At 57.7% G+C, this 25111-nt stretch carries 19 protein-coding genes; 5 read left to right on the top strand and 14 right to left on the bottom strand.

The features are described from left to right. Positions 1-163 precede the first annotated feature (163 nt). A complete protein-coding gene (gene queD, locus SPE70_RS21090; protein ID WP_012967329.1) occupies positions 164-529 on the top strand; it encodes a 6-carboxytetrahydropterin synthase QueD in 366 nt (121 codons plus the stop codon). A gap of 41 nt (positions 530-570) precedes the next feature. Here the strand turns inward: queD and queE are convergent, their stop codons facing one another. After that, on the bottom strand, positions 571-1242 hold the full coding sequence (queE, locus tag SPE70_RS21095; RefSeq protein ID WP_008806241.1) for a 7-carboxy-7-deazaguanine synthase QueE: 672 nt from the start codon (positions 1240-1242) through the stop codon (positions 571-573). 475 nt (positions 1243-1717) lie between these two features. Between queE and SPE70_RS21100 the strand changes: the two genes are divergently transcribed. Next, a complete protein-coding gene (locus SPE70_RS21100; RefSeq protein ID WP_008806242.1) occupies positions 1718-2827 on the top strand; it encodes an SDR family oxidoreductase in 1110 nt (369 codons plus the stop codon). Between the two features lie 63 nt (positions 2828-2890). Here the strand turns inward: SPE70_RS21100 and eno are convergent, their stop codons facing one another. From eno to rlmD, 5 genes are all read right to left on the bottom strand, one after another. Continuing rightward, a complete protein-coding gene (gene eno, locus SPE70_RS21105; protein WP_008806243.1) occupies positions 2891-4189 on the bottom strand; it encodes a phosphopyruvate hydratase in 1299 nt (432 codons plus the stop codon). A gap of 80 nt (positions 4190-4269) precedes the next feature. Then, the gene (gene pyrG, locus SPE70_RS21110) at positions 4270-5907 is read right to left on the bottom strand and encodes a glutamine hydrolyzing CTP synthase (protein WP_008806244.1); all 1638 of its coding nucleotides are present in this window, start codon (positions 5905-5907) and stop codon (positions 4270-4272) included. A 280-nt stretch (positions 5908-6187) separates the two neighbouring features. After that, positions 6188-6979: a nucleoside triphosphate pyrophosphohydrolase gene (gene mazG, locus SPE70_RS21115; protein ID WP_012540729.1), complete on the bottom strand. Its 792-nt coding sequence runs from the start codon at positions 6977-6979 to the stop codon at positions 6188-6190. Between the two features lie 412 nt (positions 6980-7391). Beyond that, positions 7392-9629, bottom strand: coding sequence for a GTP diphosphokinase (gene relA / locus SPE70_RS21120; protein WP_008806246.1), 2238 nt, complete (start codon positions 9627-9629; stop codon positions 7392-7394). Positions 9630-9750: 121 nt separating this feature from the next. Beyond that, entirely contained in the window at positions 9751-11055 is a 1305-nt protein-coding gene (gene rlmD / locus SPE70_RS21125; RefSeq protein ID WP_032740921.1) for a 23S rRNA (uracil(1939)-C(5))-methyltransferase RlmD, read from the bottom strand. A gap of 112 nt (positions 11056-11167) precedes the next feature. Between rlmD and barA the strand changes: the two genes are divergently transcribed. Then, the gene (gene barA / locus SPE70_RS21130; RefSeq protein WP_022066414.1) at positions 11168-13918 is read left to right on the top strand and encodes a two-component sensor histidine kinase BarA; all 2751 of its coding nucleotides are present in this window, start codon (positions 11168-11170) and stop codon (positions 13916-13918) included. A 229-nt stretch (positions 13919-14147) separates the two neighbouring features. Here the strand turns inward: barA and SPE70_RS21135 are convergent, their stop codons facing one another. From SPE70_RS21135 to syd, 8 genes are all read right to left on the bottom strand, one after another. After that, a complete protein-coding gene (locus tag SPE70_RS21135) occupies positions 14148-15287 on the bottom strand; it encodes a glycerate kinase (protein ID WP_008806249.1) in 1140 nt (379 codons plus the stop codon). Between the two features lie 72 nt (positions 15288-15359). Next, positions 15360-16700: a glucarate dehydratase gene (gene gudD / locus SPE70_RS21140; RefSeq protein WP_008806250.1), complete on the bottom strand. Its 1341-nt coding sequence runs from the start codon at positions 16698-16700 to the stop codon at positions 15360-15362. A gap of 17 nt (positions 16701-16717) precedes the next feature. Beyond that, positions 16718-18058 (bottom strand): enolase C-terminal domain-like protein, encoded by a 1341-nt coding sequence (locus SPE70_RS21145; RefSeq protein ID WP_012967325.1) that lies wholly within the window; start codon positions 18056-18058, stop codon positions 16718-16720. Then, positions 18055-19413, bottom strand: coding sequence for an MFS transporter (locus SPE70_RS21150; RefSeq protein ID WP_008806252.1), 1359 nt, complete (start codon positions 19411-19413; stop codon positions 18055-18057). Before SPE70_RS21150 ends, SPE70_RS21145 begins: the two co-directional genes overlap by 4 nt. A 471-nt stretch (positions 19414-19884) precedes the next feature. After that, the gene (locus tag SPE70_RS21155) at positions 19885-20328 is read right to left on the bottom strand and encodes a flavodoxin (RefSeq protein ID WP_008806253.1); all 444 of its coding nucleotides are present in this window, start codon (positions 20326-20328) and stop codon (positions 19885-19887) included. A 4-nt stretch (positions 20329-20332) separates the two neighbouring features. Next, the gene (gene truC, locus SPE70_RS21160) at positions 20333-21127 is read right to left on the bottom strand and encodes a tRNA pseudouridine(65) synthase TruC (RefSeq protein WP_008806254.1); all 795 of its coding nucleotides are present in this window, start codon (positions 21125-21127) and stop codon (positions 20333-20335) included. Further along, entirely contained in the window at positions 21127-21456 is a 330-nt protein-coding gene (locus SPE70_RS21165; RefSeq protein ID WP_008806255.1) for a YqcC family protein, read from the bottom strand. The genes truC and SPE70_RS21165 overlap by 1 nt, the downstream gene beginning before the upstream one ends. Before the next feature lie 632 nt (positions 21457-22088). Beyond that, a complete protein-coding gene (gene syd / locus SPE70_RS21170) occupies positions 22089-22634 on the bottom strand; it encodes a SecY-interacting protein (RefSeq protein WP_008806256.1) in 546 nt (181 codons plus the stop codon). Between the two features lie 68 nt (positions 22635-22702). Between syd and queF the strand changes: the two genes are divergently transcribed. After that, positions 22703-23548, top strand: a complete 846-nt coding sequence (gene queF / locus SPE70_RS21175; protein ID WP_008806257.1) for an NADPH-dependent 7-cyano-7-deazaguanine reductase QueF — start codon at positions 22703-22705, stop codon at positions 23546-23548. A 111-nt stretch (positions 23549-23659) separates the two neighbouring features. After that, complete coding sequence (gene ppnN, locus SPE70_RS21180; protein ID WP_008806258.1) at positions 23660-25027, top strand: nucleotide 5'-monophosphate nucleosidase PpnN; 1368 nt, start codon at positions 23660-23662, stop codon at positions 25025-25027. The last annotated feature ends 84 nt before the right edge of the window (positions 25028-25111 follow it).

Raw genomic sequence — 25111 nt, forward strand, 5'->3', positions numbered from 1 at the left:
TTATTAACAACAAAATCGATTAAATAACCACATGAAATATAACCATTTAATTCAGATAACCCAGATAAATGTGTCCATTTTCTGTTCAGGGCCGTTTTAGTTAATGCGAAAAAATGTGCTTTCCGGTACCCTACGGCGGTTTTTTTCGTCCTGTTGAGAGTCAATGATGTCCACCACGCTGTTTAAAGATTTCACCTTCGAAGCCGCCCACCACCTGCCGCACGTCCCGGAAGGACACAAATGCGGTCGCCTGCATGGCCACTCCTTTATGGTGCGTCTGGAGATCACCGGTGAAGTCGATCCCCATACCGGGTGGATCATGGATTTTGCCGAGCTGAAGGCCGCCTTCAAGCCGACATACGATCGCCTGGACCACTATTATCTGAACGATATCCCCGGTCTGGAAAACCCCACCAGCGAAGTGCTGGCGAAATGGATCTGGGATGAGATGAAACCGAGGGTACCGCTGCTGAGCGCCGTGATGGTCAAAGAGACCTGCACCGCTGGCTGCATCTATCGCGGCGAGTAAGCGAAAAAAAAGCCCGGTCAGTACGCTGCCGGGCTTTTTTATCAGGCAATATTCAAATATTTGTGCGTCTGCATGGACAGGCGCCAGTTACGGGCGATGCAGGTGTCGATACACAGGCGCGTCGCGTCTTCTTTCTGACTGATCGGCTGCAGGGCGATGATCCGCGGTTTGTCATCGCTCAGCGTTTCCAGCAGTTCGTCCAGCGCTTCGATGTCGCGGACGCGCCCTACCGGATGCTTGATCTCATCCGCCCGCTGCAGAGCCTGCGACAGCACATCATACCCGCCACGCATATTAACCTTCGGGGATACCGTCACCCAGGTGTTGTGGCTGCAGCGCACTTCATGGGTGCCGCTGGTTTCAATCTGACAGCTAAAGCCGTTTTGTTCCAGAAGCGAGGTTAACGGCGTTAAATCATGAATGCAGGGTTCACCGCCGGTAATGACCACGTGGCGGGCAGTCCACCCCTGGCGCCCAATAATCGCCAGCAGATCCTCGCTGCTTGCCGGCCCCCACTTATCGCTCTCTTTGGTTTTCGCCAGGATGCTGAACAACGACACTTCCCGATCGGCCAGCTTGTCCCAGGTATGCTTAGTGTCGCACCACGCGCATCCTACCGGGCATCCCTGCAGACGAATAAAAATGGCAGGCACGCCGGTGAAGTAACCCTCGCCTTGCAGGGTCTGGAACATCTCGTTAATCGGGTACTGCATAGTCATCTCTGTTTAGGGTCATAAACGTCCATTATCGCAGATTTCAGCGCACAGGTCTTGTCCTGCGCTGCGATCCCTTTTTTACCCCTTCGTCAATATCCGTGTCGGGAATAATATTATTGATTAAAGAAACAATCTTTTCTTTTGGCTTAATTTATTAGCATGATAAGAATTAAAATAATTAATATTCTGACACGTGGACTGAAAATGTGTAACAGAAAATGTTATTCCTGTCATTCAGGATAAAATAAAAGGTCCAGACAGCAAAATAAAAAACCTTAAAATACAGTGATGTACAAACTGATACATGAAAGAGTGAATTATCTGGCCGATCTGCAAGTCCAATTCAATCCGCCGGTGATAATAACCTTAAACTGGTCTTAATAAATCCCTGATCGGGCCCCTTCTTTATTTAATCGTCGTTTACTTTTGCCCGCCTAGAATCCCGCAGACCAACCATAATGAGATAGCGTTTATGACCACATTATTAATTACCGGCGTTACGGGGTTTCTGGGCGGTGCCGCGTTAGAGAAAATACTCCATCAGGAAACCCGGTTAGATCTGCTACTGCTCGTGCGTGCTGATAGCCCCGAGGCAGGCCTCGAACGGGTCAAAGAGAACATGCGTAAGTTCAACATCGCCGAGGAGAAGCTGGCGATGCTTCACCCGCAGCATATCCTGCTGGGCGATCTCGCTTCTCCGGAGCATTTTCTTAACGATCCGCGCCTCGATCAGGTGACGCATGTCCTCAACTGCGCCGCTGTCGCCTCGTTTGGCAGCAACCCGCTCATCTGGAAGGTTAACGTTGAGGGTACGCTGCGCCTGGCGCAACGGATGGCGCAGGTTGAGGGTCTGCAGCGTTTTCTGCACGTCGGCACAGCGATGTCATGTTCGCCTGAGCCGGATTCACTGGTCGCCGAAAGCGCGGAGTTTCGGGAACGCGCTGAGCACCTGGTGGAATACACCCACTCGAAATCAACCATCGAGCAGTTGATGCAGCAGCATTGCCCTACACTGCCGCTGGTCATTGCCCGCCCTTCTATCGTGGTGGGTCATACCCATCACGGCTGCCGGCCTTCCAGCAGTATTTTCTGGGTGTTCAGCATGGGGCTGATGCTGCAGAAATTTTTATGTTCCATGGAGGACCGAATCGATGTCATCCCGGTGGACTACTGCGCTGATGCCCTGCTGATGCTGCTTAACCAGCCGCTGGCTCACGGCGAAGTGGTGCACATCTCTGCCGGGGAGGAGAATAGCGTGAAGTTTGCCGAAATCGACCGGGCGATGGCTCAGGCCCTCGAACAGGCCCCGGTGGGGGATAAGTACGCCCAGGTCAGCTATGACACGCTGGTCAAAATGCGTCGTGAACTGAAAGGGATATTTGGGCCATGCAATGAACGTCTGATGCTGAAAGCCATGCGCTTATATGGCGCGTTCGCTACGTTGAATGTGCGCTTTAGTAACGACAAGCTGTTGAGCATGGGAATGCCAAAACCACCGCGTTTTACGGATTACATCGACCGCTGCGTGGAGACCACTCGCGGGCTGTCGATCCCCCAGCAAATGGCCGTCGATTTTAAATAATCGCCGACGAGGTAAAAAAAATGCCAGCCCTGAGGCTGGCATTATTATTTCACAAAGACAGGATTATGCCTGGCCTTTGATCTCTTTACGACCGTTGAACGGCGCTTGCTCACCCAGCGCTTCTTCGATACGAATCAGCTGGTTGTATTTAGCAACGCGGTCAGAACGGCTCATAGAACCGGTTTTGATCTGGCCTGCAGCGGTACCGACAGCCAGGTCAGCGATGGTCGCGTCTTCAGTTTCGCCAGAACGGTGAGAGATGACAGCGGTGTAGCCAGCGTCTTTCGCCATCTTGATGGCAGCCAGAGTTTCGGTCAGAGAACCGATCTGGTTGAATTTGATCAGGATGGAGTTAGCGATGCCTTTTTCGATGCCTTCTTTCAGGATCTTGGTGTTGGTTACGAACAGGTCGTCACCAACCAGCTGGATTTTGTCGCCCAGTACTTTGGTCTGGTATGCGAAACCGTCCCAGTCAGATTCGTCCAGGCCATCTTCGATGGAGACGATCGGGTACTGTTTGGTCAGGTCTTCCAGGAAGTGAGTGAACTCTTCAGAGGTGAACGCTTTGTTGCCTTCGCCAGCCAGAACGTATTTACCGTCTTTGTAGAATTCAGATGCTGCGCAGTCCATCGCCAGGGTGATGTCTTTGCCCAGCTCGTAGCCAGCAGCTTTAACCGCTTCAGCGATAACAGCCAGTGCTTCGGCGTTAGAACCCAGGTTCGGCGCGTAGCCGCCTTCGTCACCAACGGCAGTGTTCATGCCTTTGGACTTCAGCACTTTCGCCAGGTGATGGAACACTTCAGAACCCATGCGTACGGCTTCTTTCAGGGTCGGCGCGCCAACCGGCTGAATCATGAATTCCTGGATGTCGACGTTGTTGTCAGCGTGCTCACCACCGTTGATGATGTTCATCATCGGAACCGGCATGGAGTATTTGCCCGGAGTGCCGTTCAGTTCCGCGATGTGCGCGTACAGCGGCAGGCCTTTGGACGCTGCAGCTGCTTTGGCGTTTGCCAGAGAAACAGCCAGGATAGCGTTCGCACCGAAGTTAGATTTGTTTTCAGTACCGTCCAGGTCGATCATGATCTTGTCGATGCCAGCCTGATCTTTAGCATCTTTGCCCAGGATTGCCTGAGCGATCGGGCCGTTTACCGCAGCAACAGCTTTGGTTACGCCTTTACCCAGAAAACGGGATTTGTCGCCATCGCGCAGTTCCAGCGCTTCGCGGGAACCAGTAGAAGCACCTGACGGAGCAGCTGCCATACCGACGAAACCACCTTCCAGGTGTACTTCGGCTTCAACAGTCGGGTTACCACGGGAGTCGATGATTTCACGACCGATGACTTTAACGATTTTGGACATTAGGTTTTCCTCAGTACAAGTTAAACTAAAACTCCAGACAAACAATGCACCCAGTTGGGTGCATTGCCGTTCTAACTCTTTTACTTCGCCTGACGCTTCTGGTACTCGCTCGCGGCTTTCACAAAGCCAGCAAACAGCGGGTGCCCATCACGCGGCGTCGAAGTAAACTCCGGGTGGAACTGGCAGGCAACAAACCACGGATGGTTCGGCACTTCGATGATCTCGACCAACTGATCATCCCCGGAACGGCCCGCAACGCGCAGACCAGCAGCTTCAATCGGTTTCAACAACATGTTGTTGACTTCGTAGCGGTGACGATGGCGCTCGGTGATGGTCGGCTCGCCGTACAGCTGGCGCACCAGAGATTCATCATCCAGCTGGCACTGCTGTGCGCCCAGGCGCATGGTGCCGCCCAGATCGCTCTTCTCGGAGCGGACTTCAACGTTGCCATCTTCGTCACGCCATTCGGTAATCAGGGCCACAACCGGGTATTTACAGTCTGGCACAAATTCCGTCGAGTTGGCGTTTTCCATACCCGCTACGTTGCGCGCGAACTCAATCAGCGCAACCTGCATACCCAGGCAGATGCCCAGATAAGGAATATTGTTCTCACGCGCATAGCGCGCGGTGGCGATCTTACCTTCCACACCGCGGTAGCCGAAGCCGCCCGGGATAAGGATAGCATCTAAATCCTTGAGGATTTCGACGCCGCGCGTTTCCACATCCTGCGAATCGATCAGCTTGATGTTGACGGTCACGCGGTTTTTCAGACCACCGTGTTTCAGCGCTTCAATCACCGACTTGTAGGCATCCGGCAGTTCAATGTACTTACCGACCATACCAATGGTGACTTCGCCTGCCGGATTGGCTTCTTCATAGATTACCTGTTCCCATTCGGCCAGGTTTGCTTCCGGACAAGTTAAGCTGAATCGTTTACAAATATAATCGTCCAGCCCCTGAGATTTCAACAGGCCCGGAATTTTATAAATGGAATCGACGTCTTTCAGAGAAATCACAGCCTTTTCCGGAACGTTACAGAACAAAGCAATTTTGGCTCGTTCGTTGGCCGGAACCGCGCGGTCTGAGCGGCAGATCAGGATATCTGGCTGGATACCGATGGAAAGCAGCTCTTTCACGGAGTGCTGGGTCGGCTTGGTTTTGACTTCGCCCGCAGCGGCCATGTACGGCACCAGGGTCAGGTGCATAAACAGGGTATGCTCGCGGCCGATCTCTACCGCCATCTGACGAATGGCTTCGAGGAACGGCAGGGATTCGATATCGCCTACGGTACCGCCGATTTCCACCAGTACGACGTCATGGCCTTCGCCGCCCGCCAGTACGCGCTCTTTGATAGCGTTGGTGATGTGTGGAATAACCTGAACGGTGGCGCCCAGATAGTCGCCACGGCGCTCTTTGCGCAGTACGTCGGAGTAGATACGGCCGGTGGTGAAGTTGTTGCGACGCGTCATCTTGGTACGGATGAAACGCTCATAGTGGCCCAGGTCCAGATCGGTTTCTGCGCCGTCTTCAGTAACGAACACTTCCCCATGCTGGATTGGGCTCATGGTGCCCGGATCGACGTTGATATACGGATCCAGTTTCATGATGGTCACGTTGAGACCACGGGCTTCAAGAATGGCTGCCAGGGAGGCTGCGGCAATGCCTTTACCCAGAGAGGATACGACCCCGCCGGTCACAAAAATATAGTTCGTTGTCATGCTGAACCTGAGAAGTTAGGGTAAAACGATGGAATAACCAGGACGGGAAAGTAGTATACCCGAACATGCGTGACGCCACAAACTTTCATTCTTCCCCTCCCCTTCGTTCTTCAAGTTGCACCTGTGTTGCGACTCGAACAACTCGAAGAGGCAGGCTACATGGTGTTTCAACGACATAACGGAAAGAGAAAATAGACGCTTTTGGCGAAATGTTTTTGACGTAAATCAAGCGCTTGTTATTTATAAAATCACACAAATCGCGCTTGATCACGAAAACTCGTTAGAGATCAGTTTCCTGGCGTTTTACTTCCTGCCACACTTCTTCCATGGTATCGAGGTCGATGCCGGTCATTTCCAGGCCGCGGGCGGCGACAATGCGCTCGACCTCGCGGAAGCGACGCTCAAATTTGAGGTTTGCTTTCTGCAGCGCCACCTCGGCTTTGACCCCTAAATGACGGGATAAATTCACCGTGGCGAACAGCAGATCGCCCACTTCCTCTTCCAGTTTTGCTTCATCCACCACCGCCTGCTGCGCTTCATGCATCACTTCATCAATTTCTTCATGCACCTTGTCGAGCACCGGTCCCAGCGAGGTCCAGTCGAAACCGACCGCCGAGCAGCGGCGCTGAATTTTGTGCGCGCGCATTAGCGCCGGCAGGCTATGGGGTATATCGTCCAGCGCCGAGTGCTGGGCTTTTTCCGCCCGCTCCGCGCTTTTGATCTGCTCCCAGCGCGCCAGGACTTCGCTGCTGTTTCCTGCGGTAGCATCAGCGAAAATATGGGGATGGCGACGCTCCAGCTTATCGCTGATGGCAGCGCAGATATCGTCAAAGTTAAAGCGTTCCTCTTCCTGCGCCATTTGCGCATAGAACACCACCTGGAACAGCAGATCGCCCAGCTCACCGCGCAGGTCGTCAAAATCTTCCCGCTGGATAGCATCGAGGACCTCGTAGGTCTCCTCAAGGGTGTAAGGGGCGATAGTGGCAAAGGTCTGCTCTTTATCCCACGGGCAGCCGTTTTCCGGGTCGCGCAGGCGCTTCATAATGCCGAGCAGGCGGTCGATTTGGGTCATGTGAGGATCCTGGAAATGTAAAAAATGGTAGAAATTGATATCGGTTTGCAACTTTTGAGCCCGGGAAAAGCGTTTTTCACGTGTGACTCCAGCGTACTTTGCGCTCCCGGTAAATGTTCTGCCATATGTCTCCTGTGGTACAGGGAGCGCACAGGGGGCGGCCAGTCGACGCCGCCCCCTGTACCCCCGGGATCCGGCCAGCAAAATCGCCGCTGCGCGGTGCCTTCGACTTATCCCTGCAGGCTTCGGGTCGGGCCGAGGCAGCGTCCCTGCAAAACACGGCCCTCAGCCCGCATCCATGCGGGCTGCCCCTGCCTTCCGGGAACGTCTCAGCGATTTTGAGGCCGCCAACGCCGGCAGTTTCAGCAGCCATTGCCCCAGCGGTCATTCATTGACCTGGCCTGGAGAGGGCTTAACCGCCGTGCAGACGGCGCGCGTCAATGACATCGGGCACCTGGTTGAGCTTACCAAGCACCCGGCCCAGCACCTGCAGGTTGTAAATCTCAATGGTCATATCGATGGTTGCCAGCTGCTGACGGGTATCACTGCGGCTGGCGACACCCAGCACATTCACCTTCTCATTGGCGAGGATGGTGGTGATATCGCGCAGTAAACCGCTGCGATCGTTCGCCTCCACCCTGACCACCAGCGAGTAGCCCGCCGAGTAGCTTTCACCCCATACCGCATCGACGATGCGCTCCGGAGCATGCGACTGCAGTTCAGCCAGCTGATCGCAGTCGGCGCGATGCACGGAAATCCCGCGCCCCTGGGTGATAAAGCCGACGATCTCATCGCCCGGGATCGGCTGGCAGCAGCGGGCAATATGGTGCATCAGGTTGCCTACCCCTTCCACCACCACCCGGCCATTGTCCTTGGTGCGGTTCTGTGGGGCGTAGGTTTTCTGCTGCAGCTGCTTCAGCGCGGCCGCATCCTGCTCAGCGGCGCTCGGTTTATTGAACTGCGCCTGCAGGAAATTGACCATCTGGTTGAGACGGATATCGCCGCCGCCAATGGCAGCCAGCAGTTCATCGAGCTCGTTGAAGTTGTAGCGCGGCAGCAGGTGTTTTTCCGCATCCTTAAGACTGATGCCCAGATGCTCCAGCTCGTCGTCGAGGATCTGCCGACCGGCGAGAATATTCTTGTCGCGGTCCTGTTTACGGAACCAGGCGTGGATCTTCGAGCGTCCGCGACTGGTGGTCACGTAGCCGAGGTTAGGGTTCAGCCAGTCGCGGCTCGGGTTCGGCTGCTTCTGGGTAATAATTTCGATCTGATCGCCCATCTGCAGCTGATAGGTGAACGGCACGATACGGCCGCCAATTTTGGCGCCGATGCAGCGATGGCCGACGTCGCTGTGAATATGGTAGGCAAAGTCGAGCGGCGTCGACCCCGCCGGCAGGTCCACCACGTCGCCTTTCGGCGTAAAGACATACACCCGGTCGTCGAAAACCTGGCTGCGCACTTCGTCGAGCATTTCGCCAGAGTCGGCCATCTCTTCCTGCCAGGCAATCAGCTTACGCAGCCAGGCGATGCGGTCCTCATAGCCACGGCCACCGCCGGTGCCCGCTCCCGCCCCCTCTTTGTACTTCCAGTGCGCAGCCACGCCAAGCTCAGCATCTTCATGCATCTGCCGGGTGCGAATTTGAATCTCCACCGTCTTGCCGCTCGGGCCCAGCACCACGGTATGAATAGACTGATAGCCGTTGGGTTTCGGGTTGGCCACGTAGTCATCGAATTCATCCGGCAGGTGACGATAGTGGGTATGGACGATCCCCAGCGCGGCGTAACAATCCTGCAAACGCTCGGCCACGATGCGCACCGCGCGAACGTCAAACAGCTCGTCAAACGCGAGGTGTTTTTTCTGCATTTTGCGCCAGATGCTGTAGATGTGCTTCGGCCGGCCATAGACTTCCGCCTTGACGCCTTCGGCTTTCATCTCCGAGCGCAGGTGACCGACGAACTCGTCGATGTAATGCTCACGGTCGATACGGCGTTCGTGGAGCAGTTTAGCAATGCGCTTGTATTCTGCCGGATGCAGATAACGGAAGCAGTAATCTTCCAGCTCCCACTTCAGCTGGCCGATACCTAAGCGGTTCGCCAGCGGCGCATAGATATTGGTGCACTCTTTCGCCGCCAGCACGCGTTCATCTTCCGGCGCGTCTTTGACCTCGCGCAGATGCGCGATCCGCTCAGCAAGCTTGATGACCACGCAGCGGAAATCGTCAACCATCGCCAGCAGCATGCGGCGAATGTTATCCACCTGCTCGGAAGATACCGAGTCGTTATGGGTGGCTTTTAGCTGGCGGATAGCGGCCATGTCCCGCACCCCGTGAATCAGGGTCACGACCGATTTACCCACGCTCTCCTGCATGACCTCTTCACTAACGACTTCACCGTCCGCCAGTGGGAACAACAGCGCCGCGCGCAGCGTATCGAGATCCATACTCAGGGTGGACAGAATCTCCACCATTTCGACGCCACGCCACAGCAGCAGGTCTGCCTGCGGGTGTCCTTGCGTTTTTTCGCGACAATAATCCCAGGTTTCGGCTAAGCGCTCACACGACTGCTGGCTGGAAATCCCCAGACTCGCGATCCATTTCTTCGGGTCAAATTCACCAGCTTTATTAAGATGTGCACTTCTTACCGCAACCATTGTCCTCTCCTTAAGGGACCGGCCTGCCGAAGTCGGCAAGCCTCAACTTTCTACATGTCATCCTGCAGGTCGCGTCAGCATTGACGGCCAGGGTGGCTCTTCTGCGACGTTGTGAATGACCTTATGTAAGCCTGCGCTCAAACAACACCATTGATTCCAGATGACCGGTATGCGGGAACATATCCAGCATCGCCAGGCGTTGAATCTGATATCCAGCCTGCAACAGGGTTTCGCTGTCTCGCGCCAGCGTCGCCGGGTTGCAGGAAACATACACCACCCGCCGCGGTGCCAGTTTTATAATATGCGGCATCACGCCCGGCGCGCCGGCGCGGGCCGGGTCCAGCAGCACTTTATCAAAGCCGTGCTTCGCCCAGGCCTGACGGGTGACATCCTCTTCCAGATTTTCATGGAAGAAAGTGACATTTGATAAACCATTGAGGGCGGCGTTTTCCCGCCCCTTTTCTACCAGCGCGGGCACCCCTTCCACCCCCACCACCTGGGCGGCTCGCGTCGCCAGCGGCAGGGTAAAGTTCCCCATCCCGCAGAACAGATCCAGCACCCGGTCCTCCGGCCGCAGATCCAGCCATTCCAGCGCAGTACGCACCATCTGCTGATTCACGCCGTCGTTGACCTGGATAAAATCCCGCGGACTGAACACTAAGCGTAGTCCGTCTGAGGTGTACCATGGCGCTTCGCCATGAATATGTTCCAGTATCTCGCTTTGCGGCGCGAGGTACAGAGAAAGACCGTGAGTTTGCGAAAAGCGTTCCAGTTTTTCCCTGTCGCCCGCTGGCAGCGCGGCGGTATGGCGCAGCACCATCAGCGGGCCGTTGTCCGCCTGCACCAGCTCGACGTGGCCGAGGTGGCGTAATGCGCTCAGCGCGCTTAAGCACTCACGCACGGCGGGCAGCAATGCCTCAAGCTGGGGCACCAAAACAGGGCATTGCACCACATCGACGATCGCTTTGGCGTTGGCCTGGCGAAAACCCATCTGCAATTGTTGGGTCTTTGGCTGATAATTCAAGCTTAAGCGCGCGCGACGGCGGTAGCCCCACGGCATGCCGGCGATGACCTCATCCACCTCACGCTTCATCAGCCGCGCCAGCGCGGCGCGTTTACTTTGCTGCTGAAGCGCGACGCTGGCATGCTGCTGTTGGCAGCCGCCGCAGACGCCAAAATGCGGGCAGCGCGGCGCCTGGCGCTGCGGGCTGTCGGTTAGACGGCGTTTCACCTGGGCGCGGGCGTACTGTTTTTTGTCTTCCACCAGCACCACCTCGGCCTGCTCCTGCGGCAGCAAACCGCTCACGAACAGCGCCTTCCCCTGGTGACGGGCAACGCCCTGACCAAAGGGATCGAGGTCATTGACTGTAACGGTTATGATCTGGCGCGTCGTCACACGCCGTTTTGCAGAGTAGAATTGCGCCATCGTAGAGAGTTGTCTCAATCAAATAAAACGAGCTCGTTCAGGGCGGCAGTGCCGCGAAGCGCACCGACGCGCACAGAACGATGATGTCTATATTCTCCCATAATGGAACCGCATGACCAACTACAGCCTGCGTGCTCGCATGATGATTCTGATACTGGCGCCAACCGTCCTGATTGGGCTGTTGCTCAGTATTTTCTTTGTCGCTCATCGTTATAACGACCTGCAACGCCAGCTGGAGGACGCCGGCGCCAGCATTATTGAGCCGCTGGCGGTCTCCAGCGAATATGGGATGAATTTGCAAAACCGCGAATCCATCGGCCAGCTGATCAGCGTCCTGCATCGGCGTCATTCGGAGATCGTGCGGGCCATCTCGGTATACGATTCGCATAACCGGCTGTTTGTCACCTCCAATTACCAGCTTAACCCCAGCGAACTGCAGATCCCGAAAGGCGAGGCATTTCCCCGCCGTCTCAGCGTCATCCGCGACGGCGACATCATGATCCTGCGCACGCCGATCGTCTCGGAAAGCTATTCGCCCGATGAGTCCCCCGAATCTGACGCCAAAATGCCGGGCAATATGCTGGGCTACGTCGCGCTGGAGCTGGATCTGAAATCAGTCCGCCTCCAGCAGTACAAAGAGATTTTCATCTCCAGTGTGATGATGCTGTTCTGCATTGGCATCGCGCTAATCTTCGGCTGGCGCCTGATGCGCGACGTCACCGGGCCTATCCGCAATATGGTCAACACCGTCGACCGCATCCGCCGCGGACAGCTGGACAGCCGGGTCGAGGGTTTTATGCTCGGCGAACTGGATATGTTGAAAAACGGCATTAACTCGATGGCCATGTCGCTGGCGGCCTACCATGAGGAGATGCAGCACAACGTCGACCAGGCGACCTCCGATCTGCGGGAAACCCTTGAGCAGATGGAGATCCAGAACGTTGAGCTGGACCTGGCGAAAAAGCGCGCCCAGGAGGCGGCGCGCATTAAGTCTGAGTTCCTGGCCAATATGTCCCACGAACTGCGCACCCCGCTCAATGGGGTGATCGGCTTTACCCGCCTGACGCTGAAAACCGATCTCAACGCCACGCAGCGCGACCACCTGACCACCATCGAACGTTCGGCCAATAATCTGCTGGCGATCATCAATGACGTGCTCGACTTTTCCAAGCTGGAAGCCGGGAAGCTGATTCTGGAGAGTATTCCGTTCCTGCTGCGCACCTCGCTTGATGAAGTGGTCACCCTGCTGGCGCATTCCGCGCACGATAAAGGGCTGGAGCTGACGCTGAACATTAAGAACAATGTGCCGGATAACGTCATTGGCGACCCGCTCCGTCTGCAGCAGATTGTGACCAACCTCGTGGGCAATGCGATTAAATTCACCGAGCACGGCAATATCGACGTGCTGGTGGAGCAGCGGGCCATCAGCAACTCGCGGGTACAGATCGAAATTCAGATCCACGATACCGGCATCGGCATCCCCGAGCGCGACCAGTCCCGACTGTTCCAGGCCTTCCGTCAGGCCGATGCCAGCATTTCACGCCGGCACGGCGGCACCGGGCTTGGGCTGGTGATCACCCAGCGTCTGGTCAAAGAGATGGGCGGCGATATTTCGTTCCACAGTCAGCCGAACCGCGGCTCCACCTTCTGGTTCCATATCAGCCTTGATCTCAACCCGAACGCCATTCCGGATATGCTGAACACCGACGGGCTGACGGGCAAACGTCTGGCCTATGTGGAAGCCAACGCGACAGCGGCGCAATGTACGCTGGAGATGCTGGCCGCCACGCCGCTGGAGGTGATCTACAGCCCTACCTTCTCCTCGCTGGCGGAAGCGCAGTACGACATTCTGCTGGTCGGCATCCCGGTCTCAATGCGCGATTTGTCGCCGCACCGGGAAAAATTAGTCAAAGCCTGCGCGATGTCTGACAACGTGCTGCTCGCTCTGCCATGTCATGCCCAGGTCAGCGCCGAAGCCCTGAAGCGCGACGGCGTCGCTGCCTGCCTGTTGAAACCGCTCACTACCACCCGTCTGCTGCCGGCGCTGGTGGCCACCAATCATGCGCCGGCTTCCGCGCCGTTGACGCAAACCGACAGTCATAAGCTGCCGATGACCGTGATGGCCGTCGACGACAATCCGGCTAACCTGAAGCTGATCGGCGCCCTGCTGGACGACCTTGTGCAGCAGGTGATCCTCTGCGACAGCGGCCAGCAGGCCGTGGACCAGGCCAAGCGGCTGCAGATGGATCTGATCCTGATGGATATTCAGATGCCGGATATGGACGGCATCCGCGCCTGCGAGCTGATTCATCATCTGTCGCATCATCAGCAAACCCCGGTGATTGCGGTCACCGCGCACGCCCTGGAGGGCCAGCGGGAGAAGCTGTTGAGCGCCGGCATGAACGATTATCTGGCGAAGCCAATCGAAGAAGAGAAACTGCACGCTCTGCTGCTGCGCTATCAGCCCGGCCTGCTTAGCGTCGCTCCGGCGGCGCTACCGCCTGCAGAGCCGGTCATCGACCATAACCTGACGCTTGACTGGCAGCTGGCGCTGCGTCAGGCCGCCATGAAGCCGGATCTGGCGCGGGAGATGCTGCAGATGCTGATCGCCTTTATGCCGGAGGTGCGTAATAAAGTGGAAGAGCAGCTGGTGGGCGAGCAGCCGGAAGGGCTGGTGGATCTGATCCACAAGCTGCACGGCAGCTGCAGCTACAGCGGCGTGCCGCGGTTGAAAAAGCTGTGCCACACCCTGGAGAGCCAGCTGCGGTCGGGTACCGCCGCCGAGGACCTGGAGCCGGAGCTGCTCGAGCTGTTAGACGAGATGGATAATGTGGCCCGCGAAGCGTGCCGGATGGGCGTGTAAACCCCGGATAGCGGCACTACGCGCCTCATCCGGGCTACGCCCTACGGTCCGGTATTCGGTTGGTAGCCCCGGTAAGCGTAAGCGCCACCGGGGACGGTTCCCGGATCGCAGTGTTACGGTCCAGTACTCGGTTGGTAGCCCCGGTAAGCGTAAGCGCCACCGGGGATGGTTCCCGGATCGCGGTGCTACGCACCTTATCCGGGCTACAAATACCACTGCGCCAACCGGGTTACCGCTTATCGCCCATCTGCAAAACCGCGGCGACGTTACGCGCCGTCATCCGCAGGTTGGCGGCGGCATTGGCCAGCGCTTCATCCAGGGTACAGATGGTATATAACACGCTGAATACCGCATCCAGTCCGTGCTGATGCACCACCCCGACATCGGCGGTAAGGCTGCCGGCAATCCCAATCACCGGAACGTTAAAACGCTTCGCCACCTTAGCTACCCCCACCGGCACCTTGCCGTGGATCGTCTGGCTATCGATACGCCCTTCGCCGGTGATCACTAAATCGGCATCCGCCACCCGCGTCGCCAGCTGCAGCGCATCGGTGACGATCTCAATGCCCGGGCGCAGCGTTGCGCCACAAAACGCATACAGCGCCGCCCCCATGCCGCCCGCCGCGCCACCGCCTTCCAGGCTCAGCACATCGATATCTAAATCACGGGCGATTATCCGGGCATAGTGCAGCAGGCCGCTGTCGAGGCGGTCGATCATCTGCGTCGTCGCCCCTTTTTGCGGGCCAAACACCGCGCTGGCCCCCTGCGGGCCGGTTAGCGGGTTGGTGACGTCGCAGGCAACCTCAATCCGGCAATCTGCCAGCCGCGGATCGAGTTCGCTAAGGTCGATACGCGCCAGCGTCTCCAGCGCGCCGCCCCCGGAGGCGATTTGCTGGCCGTCGGCGGTCAACAGTTTCGCCCCCAGCGCCTGCGCCATCCCGGCGCCGCCGTCATTGGTCGCACTGCCGCCAATGCCAATAATGATCTGTCGCACGCCGGCGTCCAGCGCGTGTCGGATCAGCTCCCCGGTTCCCCAGGAAGTGGTCAGCAGCGGATTACGCTGCGCCGGCGGGACGCTCTCCAGCCCGCTGGCTGCCGCCATTTCGATAAAGGCGCACTGGCGATCGCCGGACAGCCCATAAAATGCCTCAACCGGTTCACCCAGCGGCCCGGTGACCGTCAGCGGAACCTGATGCCCGCCGGTCGCCGCCACCATGGCTTCCACCGTCCCTTCACCACCGTCGGCAACCGGCAGCTTGACGTACTCCGCGTCAGGATAAATCTCGCGAAAGCCTTGCTCTATCGCCGTGGCCACTTCCAGCGCGCTCAGACTCTCCTTCCAGGAATCCGGTGCGATCACTATTTTCATGTGCTGTCCTTACTCTGAGCCAACCCCTGGCGCTGTCGCGCAATGCCGGCCCCCGCAGAGGCCGGCGGCCTTTTAGCGCACCATGCATGGACGCTTGTTGTCAAAGGTCCAGCCCGGGATCAGATACTGCATCGCCATCGCATCGTCGCGGGCGCCAAGACCATGTTTCTTATATAGCTCATTTGCCTGCATCACGCGGTCCATATCCAGCTCAACCCCCAGGCCCGGGGTACTCGGTACCTGCACCATACCGCCTTTGATTTCAAAAGGTTGTTTGGTCAGACGCTGGTTGCCCTCCTGCCAAATCCAGTGGGTATCAATCGCGGTGATTTTGCCCGGCGCCGCTGCCGCGACATGGGTGAACATCGCCAGCGACACGTCGAAGTGGTTATTGGAGTGCGATCCCCAGGTCAGGCCGAACTCATGGCACATCTGCGCCACACGCACCGACCCCTGCATGGTCCAGAAGTGCGGGTCCGCCAGCGGGATATCCACCGACTGCAGGGACAAGGTATGGCCCATCTGTCGCCAGTCGGTGGCGATCATATTGGTCGCGGTCGGCAGGCCCGTCGCGCGGCGGAACTCGGCCATCACTTCGCGGCCAGAGAAACCTTGTTCGGCGCCGCATGGGTCTTCCGCATAGGCCAGCACGCCCTTCAGCTGTTTACCAATCTGGATGGCTTCCTCCAGCAGCCAGGCGCCGTTCGGGTCGAGAGTGACGCGGGCATTCGGGAAGCGTTTCGCCAGGGCGCTGATCGCCTCAGCTTCTTCAAAACCGGCCAGCACGCCGCCCTTCAGCTTAAAGTCGTTGAAGCCATATTTTTCATACGCCGCTTCCGCCAGGCGGACCACCGCATCCGGCGTCATCGCCTCTTCATGGCGCAGGCGATACCATTCGCACTGCTCATCCGGCTGGCTCTGATAGGCCAGCGGCGTGGCGTGGCGGTTGCCGACAAAGAACAGATAGCCCAGCATTTCGACTTCGCTGCGCTGCTGGCCATCGCCAAGCAGGGAAGCGACATTGACGCCAAGGTGCTGGCCCAGCAGGTCCAGCAGCGCCGCTTCAATCCCGGTTACCACGTGAATGGTGGTACGCAGGTCGAAGGTCTGCAGGCCGCGGCCCCCGGCGTCGCGGTCGGCAAACTGGTTGCGCACCGCGCCCAGCACATTCTTGTACTCGCCCAGCGTTTTGCCCACCACCAGCGGCGCGGCATCTTCCAGGGTCTGGCGGATTTTTTCGCCGCCGGGGATTTCGCCGACGCCGGTATGCCCGGCGTTATCTTTGATAATCACAATATTGCGGGTGAAGTACGGGGCGTGCGCGCCGCTCAGGTTCATCAGCATGCTGTCATGGCCGGCAACCGGGATCACCTGCATGGTCGTAACAACGGGCGTTGAAGTGAAAGTCGTCATAGCATCATCCTTTTTAATTAGTGGCGGCCGAAAACGGGACGTTTGCGGTCGAATGTCCAGCCGGGGATCAGGTACTGCATCGGGCCTGCGTCGTTGCGCGCGCCGCCCGGCAGCGCTTTATAGGCCTCATGGGCTTTGCGCACCTGCTCCCAGTCAAGTTCCACGCCGAGTCCCGGCGCGTCTGGCACGGCAATCTTGCCGTGAATAATCTGCAGCGGATTTTTGGTCAGGCGCGCGTCGCCCTCCTGCCAGATCCAGTGGGTGTCAATGGCGGTGGGGTTGCCCGGCGCGGCGGCGCCGACGTGGGTAAACATCGCCAGGGAAATATCAAAGTGGTTGTTGGAATGGCAGCCCCAGGTGAGCCCCCAGTCGTCACACAGTTGCGCCACCCGTACCGCGCCGGAGAGCGTCCAGAAATGCGGGTCCGCCAGCGGGATGTCGACGGCATTGAGCATCACCGCATGGCCCATTTCACGCCAGTTGGTGGCGATCATATTGGTGGCGACCGGCAGCCCGGTGGCACGACGGAACTCGGCCATCACCTCCCGGCCGGAGAAACCTTGCTCGGCACCGCACGGATCTTCGGCATAAGTCAGGACATCCTGCAGCCCTTTGCACAGCGCGATGGCCTCATCCAGCAGCCAGGCGCCGTTCGGGTCGACGGTGATGCGCGCCTCCGGAAAACGCTTTTTCAGCGCCCGCGCGGTGTCGATCTCCTGCTCGCCGGGCAGCACGCCGCCCTTCAGCTTAAAGTCTTTGAAACCGTAGCGATCCTGGGCGGCTTCCGCCAGACGCACTACCGCCTCGCTGCTCAACGCCTGCTGATGGCGCAGGCGGTACCATTCATGATCGCCCGGCGTATGGTCCAGATAGCCAAGGTCGGTTTTCTGCCGATCGCCAATATAGAACAGGTAGCCCAGCACGGTGACGGCATCACGCTGCTTACCCGGCCCCAGCAGCTCGCAGACCGGCACCTTCAGCACCTGGCCGAGCAGGTCGAGCAGCGCCGCTTCCAGCGCCGCCACCGCGTTAACCTTCAGTTCGAAGGTCCATGCCCCTTTGCCGAAGGTATCGAAATCCGCCGCCTGATTGCCTTTGTGCACCTGCTGCACTACGCGATTGAGTCGGGCGACCTCCTGGCCCACCACCTGCGGGATCGCCGCCAGCAGCGTCTGGTAGATAACCTCCCCGCCGGGCGCTTCGCCAACGCCGGTGTGGCCGGCGTTATCGGTCAATACCACGATATTGCGGGTAAACCAGGCGTTGTGCGCCCCGCCGATGTTCAGCAGCATGCTGTCGTGCCCGGCCACCGGAATGACCTTCATCTCTGTGATAATCGGGCTGGATTGGGTAGTCATGATGAGCGCCCCACCACAGGTTTCAGTTCGATGCGTTTGATATCGCCCACCAGCACCAGGTAGCTCAGCACCGCCACCAGGGCATGGATGCCGACGTAGATCAGCGCGCCGTTGAACGAGCCGGTGGTGCCAACGATATAGCCGATGGCGATGGGAGTGACGATACCGGAGATATTGCCGAACATGTTGAACAGGCCGCCGGAGAGACCGCTAATTTCTTTCGGCGCGGTATCCGCCATCACCGCCCAGCCGAGCGCCCCGATCCCTTTGCCGAAGAAGGCCATTGCCATAAAGCCGATCACCATCCACTCCACGTTGACATAGTTACACATCAGCATGGTCATGGAGAGCAGCATCCCCAGCACGATCGGCGTTTTGCGCGCGATGTTCAGCGAGCCGGTGCGGCGCATTAACCAGTCGGAAATCACCCCGCCCAGCACCCCGCCGACAAAGCCGCACACCGCCGGAACGGAGGCGACAAAGCCGGCTTTGAGGATCGACATGCCGCGCGCCTGCACCAGATAAACCGGGAACCAGGTGATAAAGAAGTAGGTTAAGGCGTTGATGCAATACTGACCGATATAGATGCCGATCATCATCCGCGATCCGATCAGCTGTCTGATCTGTCCCATTTTGACGCTAAACGGCACTTTCTGCGCGCTACTCTTCTGATCCATGTTGATCAGCGCCCCGCCTTCGGCGATATAGTCCAGCTCTTTCTGGTTCACGCCCGGATGGTTGTTCGGATCGTGGATCACTTTCAACCACACAAAGCTGATCACAATCCCCAGGCCGCCCATAAAGAAGAATACGTGCGACCAACCCACCTCATGCGTCAGCCAGCCCATGATCGGCGCGAAGATAACGGTGGCAAAGTACTGGGCGGAGTTAAAAATCGATACCGCCGTCCCCCTCTCCTGCGCCGGGAACCAGGCGGCGACGATACGGCTGTTGCCCGGGAATGACGGCGACTCGGCAAGGCCGACGAGGAAACGCAGAGTGAACAGCGCGATGATAATGCCAAAGCCGCTGAAGATATCGACGAAGCCCTGCAGCAGGGTAAACATCGACCAGATGAAGATCGACCAGAAATAGACGCGCTTCGAACCGAAGCGGTCAAGCAGCCAGCCGCCCGGGATCTGGCCGATGACATACGCCCATGAGAACGCGGAGAACACATACCCCATGCCAACAGGATCGAGGCCGATATCTTTGGCCATTTCCGAACCGGCGATCGACAGCGTCGCCCGGTCACCATAGTTAAAAGAAGTGACGATAAACAGCATCACCACTATCCAGTAGCGGGCGTTGGTGCGCTTTTCAGCCGCCGTCGCCGCCTGACTTAATGAACTCATTGTTGTACTCCTGAATCATAGCGTTTAGCTACGTTCATTCTGAACAGCACAACCTGTAGGGTAATCAGAATGACGTGGTCGTGTTTTGATAGTTGTCGTTATATCTGGCACTGCATTTATCACTGGCTGGAGCAGTATATGAAGAGGCACACCGCGGCTCACCGTGCATCTACACAGCTTTTACGCCGCTATTGCAGGTGGTTTGTGGCGAATGCCTGAAAGAATGGGGGGAAGTTCACGGAAATGAAAAACCAGCGCCGCTGGAGCCGCAAAGCACAGCAAAAAGGGCCGGAGTGTGAAATACCTCACTTGACCCGGTGAAACTGGCTGGCTTAAGCCATGATATTGCTAAGGATATTGTGGCGTTTGCCTAAAGGCGTGGCGCCAGGAACGCGCTACCATTTTGACGTCCGCGTATCTGGCCGCGACGTATTGAAAGAGCGCCCTCTGCGTAGGGAGAGGGCAGCGCTTTTATTCGAGCAGGGTGGCCCACTGCTCAACCCACGGATTGGAGACGCTCTCCGGCTCCGGGTCTTCGCTAGCGTCAATCTTCAGCATCTCGCCGATGCGCTTCGCGCCCTGCTCCTGCAGTAGCTGGTCGAACTTCAGCCCGCCGCCGCAAAAGTTAGCATAGGTGCTGTCGCCGAGCGCGATAATGCCGTAGCGCAGATGGGGCTGATACATATCTTTCATCCCCTCATACAGCGGAACAATGCTGTCCGGCAGATCGCCCTGCCCGGTGGTGGAGGTGACCACCAGCACATATTTACCCGTATAGGATTCCCAGTCGTTGACCTGCGGATCCTCGTACACGGTTGCCTTGTGTCCCAGTCCGCTGAGGATCGCTTCCGCTTCTTCCGCGACCAGCAGCGAGTTGCCGTACATGGTGCCGACAAAAATTCCGACTTCCGCCATGCTATTATCTCCCTGGATTGACCTTATTCCCTTCATCCTGACCGCAGTCGTCGGCAAACTCAACCCTTTCATTTAGCGGGAGAAGCCCGCGCCAGCCAAACTGCGACAGGGCGCGCATCCAGACCTCATCAAAACCAGCGCGCAGGGTCAGCGGCTCGCCGGTAAAAGGATGGGTCAACGACAGCTCGCTGGCGTGCAGCATCAGGCGGTGACAGCCGAAATGTTCTGCGGCGCTGCGGTTTTGCCGCAGATCGCCGTGCTTGCTGTCGCCAAGGATCGGATGACGCAGATGAGCAAGATGGCGGCGCAGCTGGTGCTTGCGGCCGGTTTTCGGCTCCAGTTCCACCAGCCCGTAGCGCGTGGTGGGATAACGCCCGGTTGCCACCGGCATCTCCACCGTCGCCAGGCCGCGGTAGTGGGTCACCGCCGGCTGCGGATCTTTGTCCTCACGAGCAAATTTATCGGCGATTTTATCCAGCTCTTCCACCAGCGGGTAATCCAGCAACGCTTCGTCCATCAGCCAGCCGCGGACGATCGCATGGTAGCGCTTCTGGATCTGATGCTGTTCAAATTGCTGCGCCAGCAGGCGGCCCGCCTCGCTCGACAGCCCCATCAGCAGGACGCCGGAGGTGGGCCGGTCGAGACGATGAGCGGTAAAAACGTGCTGGCCAATCTGGTCGCGCACGGTCTGCATCACCACCACTTTCTCATCGCGATCGAGCCAGCTGCGATGCACCAGCCAGCCCGAGGGTTTATTGACCGCCACCAGCCAGTCGTCCTGGTAGATAATCTCCAGCATCAGGCCTGCTCACCGGCAAACAGCGCGTCTAACAGCAGAAGTTCCGCCAGCATGGATTCGCGGACCGGGTGGGCCTGATCCAGAGCCATCTCGTAATAAGGCGCAACGGCAAAATTTTGCGGCAGCGGCTGACCGCTCTCCAGCAGCTGGTGCATACGCGGGATCAGGACCCACTGCAGCCACTCCAGCGGCTCCAGGGTATCCAGGCAAAACGGCTTATCGCTGGCGAAGGCGCTGCTGTCCGGCGCCGTCGCCTGCCAGTGCTCTGTTTCGCGCAGCAGGGCTTCAATGGCGCGCAGGCGATCGCGCACGCTATCGTGAAGAGTCATGGGGAAACCTCGATGAGTTAAAAACCGGGCGCAGGATAGCAAATCCGCAGAAGAAATAAAAAAAGGGAGCACTGTATAAACAGTGCTCCCGGTTCGTTTTGCAGCATTCCCGCTACATTGGTGCTCCCTGCTCGTCCTTGAAAACTTTTCCTGAGGTCTCCTGACCAATGTTCATCCATAAACTCGCGCATCCTGCTTTCACACCACCCCGATGCGAAATGACTTATCCTTAAGTTTGTCCCGATCTTCCTGATCCACCGTTCATCCTGAGCGGCTCTCGTTCTCCATCCTGGAGGTGTCCATTACGCGTTCCTGCGTTATCCTTGCTTCATCCTGAAGCCTGTCCTTGCAACGCCATCCTGGCGGGTCCTGCAGAAGCGCCATCATCCTGATGTTCGCTTCATTTCGCGACTTCCTGTCGACAGACATAGGATCACTGATTCTGCCTCGTCTTACAACCCTTCTTGAGACAATCTCTTAAGATTAGTCCCCACTCAAAAGGACGAAAAAATTAAGATCTGATTTGATACCAATGACTTATAAAAAAAAGAAGGGATTAAATTTGCCTTAAATGATGACGATCTCTTACAGGTTTTGTAAGAGATCTCTCACAAACGACCAGGTAGACTGGATTACAGAACCGGCTCAAGGTGGCTGAGGAAACTCGCAAGCGAGGGGGAAAGCGTGATGCGTTTGGCGGTGCCGAGGGTCTCTTTGATCACCTCGCCGCTGAGATTACAGACGGAAATCACATCCCGTTCACTCTCGAGGGTGGCGATAAACAGCGTCGGCGCCAGCTTCAAGCGCTTCTGTACCACCAGGTGCCCGATTAAGTTTTCCTGCACCCGCTGGAAATCCTCTTCACTCCAGGTCTGCAGCAGCGTCAGCGTTTCGTCGGCAAACCGGCCGGTCATGTCGCCGGCAAACTGAGTGGTATAATAAGAATGAAGCGGCTGTTGTACCACAATATCCAGGGCGCGTTCAACCGCGCTGATATTTTGCGCCAGCGAAAACGGCTGCGGCTGCCAGAATACGGCCTCGCCCTGGGTATCAACGACGCAAGGCGACGGAACGCCGTAAAGCTCTTCACTGCGCGGCAGGCTGTTGCGCTGTTGCTGCCAGGCGGCGCAGTAACGTTGGGTAAAAGCGCGCAGCGCTTCTGCGGTCTGATGGTCCACCGGTTTCTCTCTTCACGTTAGACAGGATACACTGGAGAGATAGTGTACCCGCTTTACTATGGTGAAACATGTCTTCTTACGATAATCATCAGGCGCTGGCCGGCCTGACGCTCGGTAAATCAACCGATTACCGCGATACTTATGACGCCTCGCTGCTGCAGGGTGTCCCGCGCAGCCTTAACCGCGATCCGCTGGGCCTGCATGCCGATAACCTGCCGTTCCACGGCGCCGATATCTGGACGCTGTACGAACTCTCCTGGCTGAACGGCAAAGGCCTGCCGCAGGTGGCCGTCGGCCACGTCGAACTCCCCGACACCAGCGTCAATCTGGTGGAGTCAAAAAGCTTTAAGCTCTATCTCAACAGCTTTAACCAGACGCGTTTCGCCAGCTGGCAGGACGTTGCAGAGACGCTGACCCGCGATCTGAGCGCCTGCGCGCAGGGCGAGGTCAAGGTGGCGCTGTATCGGCTGGATGAACTGGAAGGCCAGCCGATTGCCCACCTGCACGGCGCCTGCATCGACGATCAGGATATCGAGATCGATAACTATCAGTTCAGCACCGACTATCTGCAGGGCGCCGCCAGCGGCAAAATCGTGGAAGAGACGCTGGTCAGCCATCTGCTGAAATCCAACTGCCTGATCACCCACCAGCCGGACTGGGGCTCGGTACAGATCCAGTATCGGGGGGCGAAAATCGACCGCGAGCAGCTCCTGCGCTATCTGGTCTCATTCCGCCATCATAACGAATTCCATGAGCAGTGCGTCGAGCGCATCTTTAACGATATTCTCCGTTTCTGCCAGCCGGAATCGCTTTCCGTTTACGCCCGCTATACGCGACGCGGCGGTCTGGATATCAACCCCTGGCGCAGCAACGGCGACTTTTCCCCCGCCACTGGCCGCCTCGCCCGACAATAATAAATAATTTCACAATATGCGTGCGTTTAGGCGCGCGCAAGGTTGTGGAAACGCCGCTCGCAGGGCTATTGTAATCACAGGAAGACCATAAGCGTCCTGTAAGGAGTTCACTTGATTACACATGTTAGCCCGCTTGGTTCAATGGATATGCTGTCGCAGCTGGAAGTGGATATGCTTAAGCGCACCGCCAGCAGTGACCTGTATCAACTCTTTCGCAACTGCTCGCTTGCTGTGCTTAACTCGGGGAGCCTGACCGATAACAGCAAGGAGCTGCTCTCCCGTTTTGAAAACTTCGATATTAACGTGCTGCGTCGCGAACGTGGCGTGAAGCTGGAACTGATCAACCCGCCGGAAGAAGCTTTCGTTGACGGGCGTATTATCCGTTCCCTGCAGGCCAACCTGTTCGCCGTGCTGCGCGATATCCTGTTCGTTTACGGCCAGATCCACAATACCGTTCGCTTCCCGAACCTCGATCTGGAAAGTTCGGTCCATATCACCAACCTGGTGTTTTCGATCCTGCGCAACGCCCGCGCGCTGCACGTCGGCGAAGCACCGAACATGATCGTCTGCTGGGGCGGTCACTCCATTAATGAAAACGAATATCTCTACGCCCGCCGCGTCGGTACGCAGTTGGGACTGCGCGAACTGAACATCTGCACCGGCTGCGGGCCTGGCGCAATGGAGGCCCCGATGAAAGGCGCCGCCGTCGGCCACGCGCAGCAGCGCTACAAAGACAGCCGCTTTATCGGCATGACCGAACCGTCCATCATTGCCGCAGAACCGCCGAACCCGCTAGTCAACGAACTGATCATCATGCCGGATATCGAAAAGCGTCTGGAAGCCTTCGTGCGCATCGCCCACGGGATCATTATCTTCCCGGGCGGCGTCGGCACTGCCGAAGAGCTGCTCTATCTGCTGGGTATTCTGATGCATCCGGAGAACAAAGCGCAGGTGCTGCCGCTGATCCTCACCGGACCGAAAGAGAGCGCCGACTACTTCCGCGTGCTGGACGAGTTTATCACCCATACTCTGGGCGAGTCCGCCCGTCGTCACTATCGGATCATCATCGACGATCCGGCGGAAGTGGCGCGGCAGATGAAAAAAGCGATGCCGCTGGTGAAAGAGAGCCGTCGCGAGACCGATGACGCCTACAGCTTCAACTGGTCGATTCGCATCTCGCCGGACCTGCAGATGCCGTTTGATCCGACCCATGAAAACATGGCCAATCTCAAGCTCTCCCCGGACCAACCGGTGGAAGTGCTGGCCGCCGACCTGCGTCGCGCCTTCTCCGGGATTGTCGCGGGTAACGTCAAAGAGGTGGGCATCCAGGCCATTGAGCAGTACGGTCCTTACAAGCTGCATGGCGATCCGGAGATGATGCGCCGCATGGACGATCTGCTGCAGGGCTTCGTCGCCCAGCATCGTATGAAACTGCCGGGCGGCACCGCCTATATTCCTTGCTACGAAATCATCGCCTGATTTCTCACTCTCCCGCCGGGGTATCTTCTACAGCCTGCCCCCGGCGGGCTCTCTTCCTCTGACTTCCAGAACACGCTAAAAACC

This window comes from Klebsiella sp. ZJOU C1, from assembly GCF_035620215.1.
Classification (GTDB): Bacteria; Pseudomonadota; Gammaproteobacteria; order Enterobacterales; family Enterobacteriaceae; genus Klebsiella; species Klebsiella variicola.

Excerpts from the sequence above, each read along its gene's own strand:
- queD (WP_012967329.1), top strand. The coding sequence starts at position 164 with ATGATGTCCACCACGCTGTTTAAAGATTTCACCTTCGAAGCCGCCCAC.
- queE (WP_008806241.1), bottom strand. The coding sequence starts at position 1,242 with ATGCAGTACCCGATTAACGAGATGTTCCAGACCCTGCAAGGCGAGGGT.
- SPE70_RS21100 (WP_008806242.1), top strand. The coding sequence starts at position 1,718 with ATGACCACATTATTAATTACCGGCGTTACGGGGTTTCTGGGCGGTGCC.
- eno (WP_008806243.1), bottom strand. The coding sequence starts at position 4,189 with ATGTCCAAAATCGTTAAAGTCATCGGTCGTGAAATCATCGACTCCCGT.
- pyrG (WP_008806244.1), bottom strand. The coding sequence starts at position 5,907 with ATGACAACGAACTATATTTTTGTGACCGGCGGGGTCGTATCCTCTCTG.
- mazG (WP_012540729.1), bottom strand. The coding sequence starts at position 6,979 with ATGACCCAAATCGACCGCCTGCTCGGCATTATGAAGCGCCTGCGCGAC.
- relA (WP_008806246.1), bottom strand. The coding sequence starts at position 9,629 with ATGGTTGCGGTAAGAAGTGCACATCTTAATAAAGCTGGTGAATTTGAC.
- rlmD (WP_032740921.1), bottom strand. The coding sequence starts at position 11,055 with ATGGCGCAATTCTACTCTGCAAAACGGCGTGTGACGACGCGCCAGATC.
- barA (WP_022066414.1), top strand. The coding sequence starts at position 11,168 with ATGACCAACTACAGCCTGCGTGCTCGCATGATGATTCTGATACTGGCG.
- SPE70_RS21135 (WP_008806249.1), bottom strand. The coding sequence starts at position 15,287 with ATGAAAATAGTGATCGCACCGGATTCCTGGAAGGAGAGTCTGAGCGCG.
- gudD (WP_008806250.1), bottom strand. The coding sequence starts at position 16,700 with ATGACGACTTTCACTTCAACGCCCGTTGTTACGACCATGCAGGTGATC.
- SPE70_RS21145 (WP_012967325.1), bottom strand. The coding sequence starts at position 18,058 with ATGACTACCCAATCCAGCCCGATTATCACAGAGATGAAGGTCATTCCG.
- SPE70_RS21150 (WP_008806252.1), bottom strand. The coding sequence starts at position 19,413 with ATGAGTTCATTAAGTCAGGCGGCGACGGCGGCTGAAAAGCGCACCAAC.
- SPE70_RS21155 (WP_008806253.1), bottom strand. The coding sequence starts at position 20,328 with ATGGCGGAAGTCGGAATTTTTGTCGGCACCATGTACGGCAACTCGCTG.
- truC (WP_008806254.1), bottom strand. The coding sequence starts at position 21,127 with ATGCTGGAGATTATCTACCAGGACGACTGGCTGGTGGCGGTCAATAAA.
- SPE70_RS21165 (WP_008806255.1), bottom strand. The coding sequence starts at position 21,456 with ATGACTCTTCACGATAGCGTGCGCGATCGCCTGCGCGCCATTGAAGCC.
- queF (WP_008806257.1), top strand. The coding sequence starts at position 22,703 with ATGTCTTCTTACGATAATCATCAGGCGCTGGCCGGCCTGACGCTCGGT.